1 pseudogene is annotated in these 207 nt (G+C 51.2%); it reads right to left on the reverse strand.

Annotated features, from left to right (window positions below):
• Positions 1-207, reverse strand: a pseudogene (locus tag ACTHTQ_RS11630) (IS481 family transposase); the annotation flags it as partial.

Raw genomic sequence — 207 nt, forward strand, 5'->3', positions numbered from 1 at the left:
ATGTACCAGCTCTCCGGGGTAGGATTTATTGTAGCGTTTGGCCTGCCTTTTGAGTTTTTCCTGAATGCTGCGTTCTACCTTGGCCAGGCGTTTCATTCCGTACTTTGCCTGTTTGAAACGGTTGTTGATACTGGTTTGGGGTTTGAGCAGTCTGCCCCTTGCGGCTTTAAGTGCGCGGTAAATGGTGACGCGGCTGACTTGGTAGCG

The organism is Neisseria sp. P0020.S003, from assembly GCF_051957095.1.
GTDB lineage: Bacteria > Pseudomonadota > Gammaproteobacteria > Burkholderiales > Neisseriaceae > Neisseria > Neisseria subflava.